This is a genomic window from Stella humosa, assembly GCF_006738645.1.
GTDB classification, from domain to species: Bacteria; Pseudomonadota; Alphaproteobacteria; order ATCC43930; family Allostellaceae; genus Allostella; species Allostella humosa.
The window spans coordinates 5,379,611-5,392,457 of sequence record NZ_AP019700.1; the positions used below are offsets into that span (position 1 = coordinate 5,379,611).

Annotated in this window: 9 protein-coding genes and 1 pseudogene; 2 read left to right on the forward strand and 8 right to left on the reverse strand. The window is 70.3% G+C overall.

Annotated elements, in window-relative coordinates; translation table 11 throughout:
- Positions 1-17 precede the first annotated feature (17 nt).
- The 5 genes and pseudogenes from STVA_RS25290 to STVA_RS25305 all read right to left on the reverse strand — a co-directional run bounded on the left by STVA_RS25290 (position 18) and on the right by STVA_RS25305 (position 4,948).
- On the reverse strand, positions 18-1,517 hold the full coding sequence (locus STVA_RS25290) for an ABC-F family ATP-binding cassette domain-containing protein (protein ID WP_123691366.1): 1,500 nt from the start codon (positions 1,515-1,517) through the stop codon (positions 18-20).
- Positions 1,518-1,834: 317 nt separating this feature from the next.
- Positions 1,835-2,263, reverse strand: a complete 429-nt coding sequence (locus STVA_RS28620; RefSeq protein ID WP_420822839.1) for a (deoxy)nucleoside triphosphate pyrophosphohydrolase — start codon at positions 2,261-2,263, stop codon at positions 1,835-1,837.
- A 108-nt stretch (positions 2,264-2,371) separates the two neighbouring features.
- A pseudogene (locus tag STVA_RS28625) lies at positions 2,372-2,770 on the reverse strand (GNAT family N-acetyltransferase); the annotation flags it as partial.
- Positions 2,751-3,986 carry a bifunctional glutamate N-acetyltransferase/amino-acid acetyltransferase ArgJ gene (gene argJ, locus STVA_RS25300; RefSeq protein WP_123690836.1) on the reverse strand — a complete coding sequence of 412 codons (1,236 nt, stop codon included), beginning with the start codon at positions 3,984-3,986 and terminating at the stop codon, positions 2,751-2,753. The pseudogene STVA_RS28625 and the gene argJ, both read right to left, overlap by 20 nt.
- A 50-nt stretch (positions 3,987-4,036) precedes the next feature.
- Positions 4,037-4,948 carry a peptidylprolyl isomerase gene (locus STVA_RS25305; protein WP_170216522.1) on the reverse strand — a complete coding sequence of 304 codons (912 nt, stop codon included), beginning with the start codon at positions 4,946-4,948 and terminating at the stop codon, positions 4,037-4,039.
- Positions 4,949-5,143: 195 nt separating this feature from the next.
- On the opposite strand from STVA_RS25305, the gene secA reads away from it, so the two are divergent.
- Positions 5,144-7,861 (forward strand): preprotein translocase subunit SecA, encoded by a 2,718-nt coding sequence (gene secA, locus STVA_RS25310; RefSeq protein WP_123690832.1) that lies wholly within the window; start codon positions 5,144-5,146, stop codon positions 7,859-7,861.
- 137 nt (positions 7,862-7,998) lie between these two features.
- Complete coding sequence (locus tag STVA_RS25315; RefSeq protein ID WP_123690830.1) at positions 7,999-9,084, forward strand: malate/lactate/ureidoglycolate dehydrogenase; 1,086 nt, start codon at positions 7,999-8,001, stop codon at positions 9,082-9,084.
- Between the two features lie 31 nt (positions 9,085-9,115).
- Here the strand turns inward: STVA_RS25315 and STVA_RS25320 are convergent, their stop codons facing one another.
- From STVA_RS25320 to STVA_RS25330, 3 genes are read right to left on the reverse strand one after another with little or no spacing between them, the layout of a single operon-like run.
- Positions 9,116-10,852, reverse strand: a complete 1,737-nt coding sequence (locus STVA_RS25320; protein WP_170216521.1) for a cation:proton antiporter domain-containing protein — start codon at positions 10,850-10,852, stop codon at positions 9,116-9,118.
- A gap of 35 nt (positions 10,853-10,887) precedes the next feature.
- Positions 10,888-11,841 carry an acetyl-CoA carboxylase carboxyltransferase subunit alpha gene (locus STVA_RS25325; RefSeq protein ID WP_123690826.1) on the reverse strand — a complete coding sequence of 318 codons (954 nt, stop codon included), beginning with the start codon at positions 11,839-11,841 and terminating at the stop codon, positions 10,888-10,890.
- 51 nt (positions 11,842-11,892) lie between these two features.
- Positions 11,893-12,843 (reverse strand): site-specific tyrosine recombinase XerD, encoded by a 951-nt coding sequence (locus STVA_RS25330; RefSeq protein ID WP_123690824.1) that lies wholly within the window; start codon positions 12,841-12,843, stop codon positions 11,893-11,895.
- Between the last annotated feature and the right edge of the window lie 4 nt (positions 12,844-12,847).

Genomic DNA, 12,847 nt, shown 5'->3' on the forward strand with positions numbered 1-12,847 from the left:
ATCTTATATAGACCTGCTCACACCAGATCGCCAGGACTGTCCAGCTCTTTCATCTTTCCGCCTTCGATCAACAGCCAGCGCGTGCCGATGGCGCGCGCGAAGCTGCGGTCGTGGGAGACCAGGACCGAGGTCGCCTGCTGGGCCAGGATCTCGGCCTCGAGCTGTTCCTGGCCGGCGATGTCGACATGGTTGGTCGGCTCGTCCATCAGGTAGAAATTGGGCTCGGCCAGCCGGATCGCCAGCAGGCCGAGACGGGCCTTCTGGCCGGGCGACAGGCGGTCGATCGTCTGGCGCTGCCGGTCGACCATGAAGCCCGCGCCCGCCAGCAGGCTGGTGGTGCGCTGGTCGCCCAGGCGGAAGGTGCCGCCGATGAAGTCGTGCGGCGTCTCCCGTGGCGGCAGTTGCGACATCTGCTGGTCGAGGTAGCCCAGCACCACGGTCGGGGCGACGCGGACGCCGGGCATGGCCTCGGGATCGGCCATGGCCCGGCGCAGCAGGGCGACCAGTTGCGACTTGCCGACGCCGTTGCGCCCCAGCAGCACGATGCGGTCCTGCTGGCGCACCTCGAGCTTGCCGGTGCGGAAAAGTGCCCGGCCGTCGGGCGTGCGCACCGTCACATCGTCGAAGGCGGCCAGGACGCGGGCGTGGGTGGTGCGGCTGGCCAGCCGGATATCGGCCGTGCGGGCCAGGTGCTGCGGACGCAGTGTCCGTTCCAGCGCCTCGGCGCGCTGGGCCATCTGCATCGACTTCTTCTGCGCGGCGTCGCTGCGGCTGTTGATGCCGACATTGCGCAGTGCCGCCGCACTCTGGCGCAGCCGCGTCGCCTCCTTGGCATCGCGCGCCAGCCGGGTGGCGTCGGCCTGGTCGTCGTCAGCCAGCAGCGCGCGGGCGGCGAAGTAGGGATGGGCATAGAGGCGCGACGCCTCGGGCCGCACGAACAGCGTGCGGTTGGTGCAGGCTTCCAGGAACTGACGGTCGTGGCTGGCGATCACCATCGGCACCTGGCGCAGCGGGCTGGTGATCCAGCCTTCGAGCAGGCGGATCTTGTCCAGGTCCAGATGGTTGGTGGGCTCGTCGAGCAACAGGGCGTCGGGGTCGGCGACCCAGGTGCGGGCAAGCAGCGCCAATCGCTGCCAGCCGCCGCTGAGCGCCCGCAGCGGCCGGGCGCGCAGGTCGTCCGGCGTCTCGAGTTCGTCCAGCACGAGGTCGACGCGCCAGCCCTGGCTCTCGCGGTCGGCCGGCGGTATCGCGCGGCGCACCATCTCGGCCAAGGGCAGGTCGAGCAGGTTTGCCGGCACGTCCTGCTCGACGAAGCCGACCTTCAACCCGCGCGAGCGGATGATGGTGCCGGCCGACGGTTCCGCCTGCCCGGCCAGACAGCGCAGCAGGGTGGACTTGCCGCCGCCATTGCCGGCGACGAGGCCGATGCGGTCGCCATCGGCGATGACGAGGTCGAGGTTCTGGAAGAGGGGTTCGGCGACAGTGACGCCGACATTGCGCAGGCTGATCGAGCCCATGTGCATCTCTCGCGACGGGTGCGGGCCCACCTCGCGAGGAGGATGGCCGGCACGGATCGAAACCAGGAGAAGCAGCTGCCCCGGCATCGCCGGGGGGACAGCGCCAAGGCGCCGTTGCGGGCAGGCCCGAAAGGGTGGGACGCTACGGGTGCGTCAGTTCCGACCTTCGGCCAGCCCCGCAACGGAACGCTGCGGGGCGGCGGCAGGCCCACGGGTGTGCTGCTGGATGCGGTCGATCATGCAGCCCTCCCTCGATGGCCGGATGTGGAACAGGCGATCCTGTTAGCGGCGGCCAGCGCGGGTTGCAAGCGGTAAGCTCACAAGAGGTCCCGCAGCATGGCGACCAGCGGCTCGTCCGCCGGCGGCATGGGATAGTCGCGCAGGCGGTTGGCGCGCACCCAGGCCAGCCGCTGGCCCTCCTGCGGCGTCGGGGTGCCGCGCCAGTTGCGGCAGATGAAGAGCGGCATCAGCAGGTGGAACGACTCGTAGCGATGCGACGCGAAGGTGAGCGGCGCCAGGCAGCGCTCGGCCGTGTCGATCCCCAACTCCTCGCCCAGCTCGCGCACCAGGGCTGCCTCCGGCGTCTCGCCCGGCTGCACCTTGCCGCCGGGGAACTCCCACAGGCCGGCCATCGACTTGCCGGGCGGCCGCTCGGCAATCAGCACGCGGCCGTCGGCATCGACCAGCGCCACCGCCGCCACCAGCAGGGTCGGCAGCGCCACCGGCCGGGCGATCTCGTAGCGCACCGTCTCGACCGGGGTGCCGCGCAGCCGGGTCTGGACGCGGCCCGTCTCGACCATGCCCGCCCGCTCCAGCACCCGGCACGAGGCGACGTTGTCCGGGTGGACCTCGGCGAACACGATCCGGGGCACCTCGAACGAGAAGGCATGGCGGATGGCGCCCTTCACGGCCTCGGTCGCGAAGCCCTGACCCCAGTAAGGCATGCCCAGCCAGTAGCCGACCTCCAGCTCGCCCTCGCGGTCGCCCTGCTCCAGGCCGATGTTGCCGATGAAGGTGCCGTCGTCGCGCCGCGTGACGGCGAACACCTCGGCATGGCCCGCCGCCCGGTCGGCCGCCGCCTGGGCGATGAACGCCTCGGCGGCACCGGCCGGGTAGGGATGCGGGATCCGCTGGGTGTAGCGCGCGACCTCCCAGCTGGCGGCCAGGGCCGTGATCGCCGGCGCATCGGCCGGCGTCATCGGCCTGAGGACGAGGCGGGCGGTCGTCAGCGCCTCAACTGCGGTAGCTGCCATTGATGTCGATATAGGCGTGGGTCAGATCGCAGGTCCAGACAGTGGCGGACGCCCGGCCGACGCCGACATCGACATCAATGTCGATGGCACGGCCCGCCATGTGCGCGGCAACCGGCCCCTCGTCGAACCCTTCGACGCGCACGCCGTTGCGGGCGACGGCGACGCCGCCCATCGAGATCGACAGCCGGTCGCGGTCGGCCTTCTCGCCCGACTTGCCGACCGCCATGACGATGCGGCCCCAGTTGGCATCGCCCGCCGCGATCGCGGTCTTGACCAGAGGCGAGTTGGCGATGGCCAGTCCGATGCGGCGCGCCGCCTTGGCCGTGGCCGCCCCGCCGACGCGGATCGCCACCAGCTTCTCGGCCCCCTCGCCGTCCTTCACCACCAGATGGGCCAGCTCCATCAGGACGCCGTCCAGCACCCGGCGGAAATCCGCCAGGCGGGGATCGGACGCCTTCTCGACGGTCGGGTTGCCGGCCTGGCCGGTCGCGAACAGCAGCACCGTGTCACTGGTCGAGGTGTCGCTGTCGACCGTGATGCAGTTGAAGCTGCGGTCGGAGCCGCGGGTCAGCAGCGCCTGCATGACGTCCGCCGGCAGGGCCGCGTCGGTGAAGACGAAGCCCAGCATCGTCGCCATGTCCGGCGCGATCATGCCCGAGCCCTTGATGAAGCCGTTGATCGTGACCGTGGTGCCGCCGATCCGGGCCGTCGCCGTCACGCCCTTCGGATAGGTGTCGGTGGTCATGATGGCGCGGGCGGCTTCGGCCCAATGGTCGGGCTTCAGGTCCTGGGACAGCTTGTCGAGCACGGCCGTGATGCGCTCGGCCGGCAGCGGTTCGCCGATGACGCCGGTCGAGGCGACGTAGACCTCGTCCGGCCGGCAGCCCAGGCGCTGGGCCACGCCCTCGGCCGTCACCTGCACGGCCTTGAAACCTGCCTGGCCGGTGAAGGCATTGGCGTTGCCGGCATTGACGATGACGGCGCGGGCCTGGCCGCCGGGCAGGGCCTTGCGGCACCAGTCGACCGGGGCAGAGGCCGTCTTGGAGCGCGTGAATACCCCCGCCACGGTGGTGCCCGGCGCCAGCTCGGCCAGCATGACGTCGACACGCCCGGTGGTATAGCGGACGCCGGCGGCGATGGTGCCCAGGCGCACGCCGGCGATCGGCGGCAGGTCGGGAAAGCGTTCGGGAGCGAGCGGGGAAACCTTGTGCGCCATGACGGCCTCTGAACGATTGCTGGTGACGGGTGGCGAAGCGGGGACCGGAATCAGCGCGCGGGCGTCAGGCCCGGGGCGGGGGTCGGCGCCAGCGGCGTGCCGTCGGCGTTGAACAGCTCCACCTTGGCACCCTCGCGCAGGCCCTTCACATGCGCGTCGACCGCCTCGCGGGTCAGCTCGCTGCTCAGCTCCTCGCGCGCGGCCTCGAAGGTCGGGGCGGCCATCTGGCGGCGGTCGGTGACGCGGATGATATGCCAGCCGAACTGGCTCTTCACCGGCATCTTGGTCGTCTCGCCCTTCTTCATGGCGAAGGCGGCGGCCGAGAATTCCGGCACCATCTGCTCCTTCTGGAAGAAGCCGAGGTCGCCGCCATTCTCGCGGCCCGACGGGTCGATCGACTTCTCGCGCGCGGCGCGGGCGAAGTCGCCGCCCTTCTCCAGCTCGGCGGTCAGGCGCTTGGCGTCATCCTCCTTCTCCAGCAGGATGTGGCTCGCCTTCACCTCTTCGCCCACGGGCTGGGTCTTGACGAACTCTGCGTACTTGGCCTTCAGCTTCTCCTCGGTGACGGCCTTCTCGACGACCCGCGTCAGATAGACGCGCTCGATCACGCGCTCCTCCAGGCGGGCCATCTGGTTCTTCACGTCGGGGTCGTTCTGCAGGTTCTGGCTGCGGCCGGCATCGCTCAGCAGGCGCGAGCTGACGACCTGGTCGACCACCAGCGGGAAGATCATGTCGAGCGGCATCTGCTGCACCTGGGCGGGTAGCTGGCGGTGGGCCGCCAGCACGTCGCTGCGCAGGATCGGCTTGCCGTTCACGCGCGCGACCACGGGATCGGCACCGGCGGCAGGATCCGCAGCAGTCGGCGCAGTTGGTTGGCCGGCCGGCGCCTGGGCCGCGGCGGGATGGGCAAGCAGCAGCGGGGCCGCCAGGGCGGCAAAGGCAACGAAGGCGGAACGGCTCATCAGGGGGTCATCCTTTCGCCAGCGCGAGGGGCGGCCAGCTTGGCCGCGGAACATACACGAAGCCGCTTAATGGCGGAATGTGGCGAGAAATGGTGGCCGGGTGCCCGCGTTGACAGGGTTGGCCCTTACTCCTATGTGTTGGGGGGTCGTACCCGTGCGGCCTTCCCCGTCCATCCCGTTCCGCCCGAGGTTTTGATGATCGGCGCTCTCGCCCGCCGCTTCTTTGGCTCAGCCAACGATCGCTATATCAAGAGCCTCGCCTCCGTCGTCCGGGACGTGAACGCGCTGGAACCGTCCCTGGTCGGCCTCTCCGACGACGAGTTGCGCGCCCGCACGCCGATGCTGCGCGAACGCCTGGAGAAGGGCGCCACGCTCGATGATATCCTGCCCGACGCCTTCGCCACCGTGCGCGAGGCGGCCAAGCGCGTGCTGGGCCAACGGCATTTCGACGTCCAGCTAATGGGCGGCACCGTGCTCCATCGCGGCATGGTGGCCGAGATGAAGACGGGTGAAGGCAAGACCCTGGTCGGCACGCTGCCGGTCTATCTCAACGCCCTCTCGGGCCAGGGCGTCCACGTCGTCACCGTCAACGACTACCTGGCCAGCCGCGATTCCGAGTGGATGGGCACGATCTACCGCTTCCTGGGGCTGGAAGTCGGCTGCATCGTCCATGGACTCGACGACCCGCAGCGCCGCGCGGCCTATGCCGCCGACGTCACCTACGGCACCAACAACGAATTCGGCTTCGACTATCTGCGCGACAACATGAAGTACCGGCTGGAGGACATGGTCCAGCGGCCGTTCAACTTCGCGATCGTCGACGAGGTCGACAGCATCCTGATCGACGAGGCGCGCACGCCCCTCATCATCTCCGGCCCGGCCGAGGATTCCTCGGAGCTTTATGCCCGGGTCGACGTGCTGATGGACCTGCTCGACCCGACCGACTTCGAGAAGGACGAGAAGCAGCGCACCGTCACCCTGACCGAGAAGGGCCTGGAGACGATCGAGCGCCTGCTGCAGGAGGCCGGCCTCCAGAAGGAGGGCGGGCTCTACGACATCCACAACGTCTCGCTCGTCCATCACGTGAACCAGGCGCTGCGCGCCCACAAGCTCTTCGCGCGCGATACCGACTACATCGTCAAGGACGACAAGGTCATCATCGTCGACGAGTTCACCGGCCGCATGATGGAGGGCCGGCGCTATTCCGAGGGCCTGCACCAGGCGCTGGAGGCCAAGGAGCATGTGACGATCCAGGTCGAGAACCAGACACTGGCCTCGATCACCTTCCAGAACTACTTCCGCCTCTATCCCAAGCTGGCCGGCATGACCGGCACGGCCATGACCGAGGCGCAGGAACTGTCGGACATCTACAAGCTCGACGTCATCGAGATGCCGACCAACGTGCCCTGCGTGCGCAAGGACGCCGACGACGAGGTCTACCGCACCGCGCGCGAGAAGATGAACGCGATCGTGCTGCAGATCGAGGAGTGCCGGAAGAAGGACCAGCCGGTGCTGGTCGGCACGGTCAGCATCGAGAAGTCCGAGCTGCTGGCGGCTTTCCTGGAGGAGCGCAAGGTCCCGCACCAGGTCCTGAATGCCCGCCACCATGAGCAGGAAGCCTACATCATCGCCCAGGCCGGCCGGCCGGGCGCGGTCACCATCGCGACCAACATGGCCGGCCGCGGCACCGACATCCAACTGGGCGGCAATGTCGAGCTGCGCGTCCGCCGCGAGCTGGCCGAGGTGACCGATCCGGACGAGCGCGCCCATCTGGAGGCCTCGATCCGCACCGATGTCGCCGCCGCCAAGCAGCGCGTGCTGGCCGCGGGCGGCCTCTATGTCATCGGCAGCGAGCGCCACGAGAGCCGGCGCATCGACAACCAGTTGCGCGGCCGGTCGGGCCGCCAGGGCGATCCCGGCGGGTCCAAGTTCTTCGTCTCGCTCGACGACGACCTGATGCGCATCTTCGGGTCGGAGCGCATGGACACCATGCTGCGCCGCCTGGGCATCAAGGAAGGCGAGGCGATCGTCCATTCCTGGATCAACAAGGCCCTGGAAAAGGCGCAGCAAAAGGTCGAGGCGCGCAACTACGAGGTGCGCAAGCAGCTGCTGCGCTACGACGACGTGATGAACGACCAGCGCAAGGTCGTCTACGAGCAGCGCCGCGACATCATGCAGGCCGACGACATCGAGACGATGATCGCCGACATGCGCGCCGAGGTGATCGAGACCCAGGTCACCCGCTGCATCCCGCCCAACGCGTATGCCGAGCAGTGGGACGCGGCCGGCCTGCACGAATCCTGCCTGCGGCTGTTCGGCCTCGACCTGCCGATCGCCGACTGGGTGCGCGAGGAAGGCATCGCCGACGTCGAGATTCGCGGCCGCATCACCAAGGCGGTCGACGAGAAGATGGCGGCCAAGGCCGAGGCGTACGGCCTCGAGCTGATCCGCATGGCCGAGCGCAGCATCCTGCTTCAGGTGCTGGACCAGGTGTGGAAGGACCACCTGCTGTCGCTGGACCACCTGCGCCAGGGCATCAGCCTGCGTGCCTATGCCCAGCGCGACCCGCTGAACGAGTACAAGCGCGAAGCTTTCGAGCTGTTCGAGGAGATGCTCGTGCAGTTGCGCGAGGCCGTCATCCAGCTCCTCAGCCATATCGAAGTGCGGATGCAGGAGCCTGAGCCCATTCCCGAGATGCCCCAGGGCATGGTCGAGACGCGCTACGATCCGGCCCTGTCCGAGGTTGGGCCGGATGGCGAGGCGGAACCGCGGCCGGCGATGCGCCATACCGCGGTCGCGGCCGTGGCCAGCATCGACCCCGCCGACCCTGCCACCTGGGGCCGCGTCAACCGCAACGGCTCCTGCCCCTGCGGCAGCGGCAAGAAGTACAAGCACTGCCACGGCAAGCTGTAGGGGGCGCTTGCCCCCTGCTACCGCCCCCGGCCAGCCGCAGAACCCGCATCCGTCGAAGATAACGCCGACCGGCCTCCGGACCGCGGTCGAGAAGCCGTCGTCCCGCAGGCTGGCTGCCTTCTGGAGGAGACGCTTCCTTGATCATCGCCCACGCGCCGCTGGTCCGGCTGGTCGCCGACATCTTCATTGCCGCTGGATGCGACCCGGCCGAGGCCGGGCGCATCGCCACCATGCTGTCGGGCGCCAACCTCGCCGGCCATGACAGCCACGGCGTCATCCGCGTGCCCCGCTATGTCGAGACGTTGCAGGCGGGCCGCGTCAATGCCGGCCGCGGCCTGACCACGGTCGTCGATGGCGGCGCCTTCACGGTGGTCGACGGCAATTACGGCTTCGGCCAGACGGTGGGCCCGCTGGCGGTCGAGCTCGGCATCGCCCGGGCCAAGGCCCATGGCGTGTCGATCGTCGGCCTGCGCCATGCCGGCCATCTGGGCCGCATCGGCGACTATCCGGAGATGGCCGCGGCCGAGGGCCAGGTCTCGATCCATTTCGTCAACGTCGCCGGCAGCGAGCTGGTCGCCCCCTTCGGCGGCGTCGACCGCCGCTTTTCCACGGCACCCATCGCCATCGGCCTGCCGACGGCGGGCGGCGAGCCGGTGATCCTGGATTTCGCCACCTCGCTGGTGGCCGAGGGCAAGGCGCTGGTCGCCCAGTCCGGCGGCAAGCCGCTGCCGGCGGGCGCCCTGATCGAGCCGGACGGCACCCTGTCGAGCGACCCGAAGACGCTCTATGGCGAAGTGGCACCGGGTGCGGTGCCCGATCCGCGGCTGGGTCCGGGCGCCCTGCGCGCCTTTGGCGAGCAGAAGGGTTCCGGACTGGCCCTGATGTGCGAGCTGCTGGCCGGCGCCTTCACCGGGTCGGGCTGCTCGGGCCCTGGTCCGCGGCAGATCGCCAACGGCATGCTGTCGATCTACATGGCGGTCGACCGCTTCCACTCCGACGACGGGTTCGCCCGCGAGTTGGCCCAGTATGTCGACTACGTGAAGGCTTCGCGGCCGGCCACTCCGGGCGGCGAGGTCCTGGTCCCGGGCGAGCCGGAGCGGCGCAGCCGGGCCAAGCGCCTGGCCGAGGGCATTCCGCTGGCCGATCGCGCCTGGGCCGACATCCTGGCCACGGCACGCAAGGTCGGGCTCAGCGAGGACCGGTTGCGCGCCGTCGCCAACTGAGCCATTCACCGCCGAACGGGCCGGCGCCGCACTATTCGTGCAGCCGGCCCGACCAGGCATCGCGCAGGACGGCCAGGCGTTCTGTCACCGTCTCCTCGCGCATGCCGAGCCGGGCCATGACCCGGCCGGCCAGCTGCAGGCTGGGTTCCAGCGTTTCCGGGATGACCTCGGTCGCACCCAGTTGCATCAGCCGCTTGGCGTGCGCCACGTCGCGGGCACGGGCGAAGACCGGCAGCCCCGGCCAGCGCCGCCGGGCCGCGCGCACCGCGCGCTCGGCCGCGCGCGGATCGTCCAGCGTGACCACGATCGCCTGGCAGTTGTCGGCGCCGGCGTGGCGCAGCACCTCGCCCCGGCCGGCATCGCCGAAATGCACCCGCTGGCCACGCGCGCGCGCAGCCTCGGCCACCGCCGGGTCGAGGTCGAGCGCCACATAGTCGATCTTTTCGGCATCGAAGGCCGCCGCCAGCGTCCGACCGACGCGGCCGAAGCCGGCCAGGATCACATAGGCCCCCGCCGGGGCATCGACCGCGGCGGCCGCCGCCCGCTGGAGGGCTTCCCGGCCGGCCAGCCGGCTGGCCAGCCGCCGGCCGACGATCGCCACCAGCGGCGTGGCCATCAATGAGAGGCCGACCACGAGCAGCACCATCTGGGCCTCCGCCCGGGGCAGGATGCGCGCATCGGCCGCCAACCCGATGGCCACCAGCCCGAACTCGCCCGCCTGACCCAGCAGCAGGCCCACTTCCAGGGCCACGGGCCAGGGCTGGCCGAAGGCACGGACGAGCAGGCCGATGACCAGGGCCTTGGCGAGGAACAGGATCAGCACCCCGCCCAGGATCGCCAGCGGCATCTGGACGAAGGTGGTGCCGTCGACGCCCATGCCGACACCGATGAAGAAGAGGCCGAGGAAGAGGCCCTTGAAGGGCTCGATGTCGACCTCGACCTCGAAGCGGTACTCGCTTTCAGCGATCAGCAGTCCGGCCAGGAAGGCGCCCAGCGCCATCGACAGTCCGACCGCCGCCGTTGCCATGGCCGTGCCCAGCACGACCAGTAGCACGACGGCCATGAACAGCTCCGGCCCGACGCGGGCGGCCGAGCGCAAGGCCGGTCGCAGCGCGAAGCGTCCGAGGACGCCGATGGCCGCGATGATCAGAACCGCCTCGCCGATCGACTGGAAGATGGCCCAGACGGATTGCTCCGGCTCGGTGCCGCCCAGGACCGAGATCAGGATCAGGATTGGCACCACCGCCAGGTCCTGGAACAGCAGGATGGCAAAGGCCGTGCGGCCGAGCGGGCCGGACTGCTGCCGCCGCTCGGCCAGCAGCGGCATGGCGATCGCCGTGGAGGACAGCGCCAGCGCCAGCCCGATCACCGATGCGGCGGCAACGCTGTGGCCCAGCAGCCAGGCGGCAAGCCCGAGCACGCCCGCACAGGCGGCGACGGCCGCCCCGCCCAGGCCGAAAACCGCCAGCCGCATGGAGAAGAGGCGGCGCGGCGACAGTTCCAGACCGATCGTGAACAGGAGGAAGACGACGCCCAGCTCGGCGATCTGGCGCACGCCCTCCAGCTCGGTGATCACCAGGTTGCGGATCCAGGGCACCTCGCCCACCAGCCCGCCCAGCCCGTTCGGCCCGATCGCCAGACCGACCACCAGGAAGCCCAGGACCGGGCTGATCCGCAGCCGGTGGAAGACCGGCACGACGACACCCGCCGCGGCCAGGAAGACCACGACCTCACGCAGATAGGGAATGCCGTGCCCATCCTCGGTCACGGCAAACCCTCGGTCATGCCGGACGCGGCACCGAATCAGGCCCCGTTCTGTCCGATAGCCAGAAACTTCTCGCGGCGGCGCAGGCGCAAAGCCGGTCCGTCCAGCCCCTGCAGCGCGGCAAAGGTCTCTGCCACCGCGTCGCCGACCGCCTGTACGGTCGCCACCCGGTCGCGGTGGGCGCCGCCCAGCGGTTCGGGGATGATGCGGTCGGCCACGCCCAGGCGCAGCAGGTCCTGGGCGGTCAGCTTCAGCGCCTCGGCCGCCTGCTGGGCATTCTCGCCGCTGCGCCACAGGATCGAGGCGCAGCCTTCCGGCGAGATCACCGAATAGACGGCGTGCTCCAGCATCAGCACGCTGTTGGCCGTGGCGAGCGCGATGGCGCCGCCCGACCCGCCCTCGCCGATGATGACCGAAACGAACGGCACGCCGACGGCCAGCCCGGCCTCGATCGCCCGCGCGATCGCCTCGGCCTGGCCGCGCTCCTCCGCGCCAATGCCGGGGTAGGCGCCGGCGGTGTCGACCATGGTCAGGATCGGCAGGCCGAAGCGGTCGGCCAGTTCCATCAGGCGGCGGGCCTTGCGATAGCCCTCGGGCTTGGCCATGCCGAAATTGTGGCGCACCCGGCTTTCGGTGTCGGCGCCCTTCTCCTGGCCGATGACCATCACCGGCTCGCCGCGGAAGCGCCCGAGCCCGCCGATGATCGCCCGGTCCTCGGCGAAGGTGCGGTCGCCCGCCAGGGGCGTGAAGTCCGTCACGAGGCCCGCCAGGTAGTCCGACAAGTGCGGGCGCTCCGGGTGGCGGGCCACCTGCACCTTCTGCCAGGCCGTCAGGCGCGAGTAGGTCTGTCGCAACAGACGCTCGGCCTTGCCCTGCAGCTTGGCCACCTCGTCGGCGATATTGATGTCCGCAGCGCCGGGCAGATGCCGGAGCTCTTCGATCTTGCTTTCCAGCTCGGCGATCGGCTGCTCGAAATCGAGAAAACTGCGCATGGTGGGGCGGGGTACTAGCACAGGCCGGGCAGGGCTGGGAACCGACCCACCCTAACCTTCCTTGTCGGGGGGGCCACGGCGCGCCATCGGGTGGTGGTCATGCACCAGCCGCGACAGCCGCTCGTCGGCGACATGGGTATAGATCTGGGTGGTCGCGATGTCGGCATGGCCCAGCATGCGCTGCACGCTGCGCAGGTCGGCGCCGCCATCGACCAGGTGGGTCGCGAAGGCATGGCGCAGGACATGGGGCGACAGGCGGGCCGGGTCGAGCCCGGCCTGCAAAGCCAGTTCCTTCAGCAGTTGGCCGACGCGCCGCCGGGTCAGCCGCGCATCGGCGCCGCGCGAGGGAAAGAGCCAGCGTTCGGCCATGGCCCGCAGCGCGCCCTTGGGCAGGAAGGCCGGGCGGACGGCCATGTAGGCCCCGACCGCGGTCACCGCCGACTCGGCGAGCGGCACGATCCGCTCGCGGTCGCCCTTGCCGCGGACCAGCAGGGTGGTCGACCCGCGGGTGACGGCGTGCACCGGCAGGTCGACCAGTTCGGACACCCGCAGGCCGCCGGCATAGAGCAGCTCGACGATGGCCACCAAGCGCGGCCCCTCGGGCGCCGGGCGCAGGCGGGCGGCCGCCAGCAGGGCATCGCATTCGCCGGTGTCGATGATCTTGGGCAGCGGCCGGCCGAGGCGAGGCGAATCGAGGCGGCTGGTCGGGTCGTCGGCGCGCAGGCCCTCGGCATAGAGGAAGCGATGGAACTGACGGATGGCGGACAACCGCCGGGCCGCCGTGCGCGGCGCCATGCCAGCGGCTTCAAGATGGCCCAGATAGGCGCGGATGCCGTCCTCGCTGGCGGCGTCCAGGGATTCGCCGCGGCGGGCGAGGAAGCCCGCAAGGTCCAGCAGGTCGCGGCGATAGGCGTCCTGCGTGTTGTTCGCCGCGCCGCGCTCGGCCGCCAGCATCTCGAGAAAGGTTTCGAGGTGCCTCTGCGCCAGCGTAGGCCCGGCCATCGCC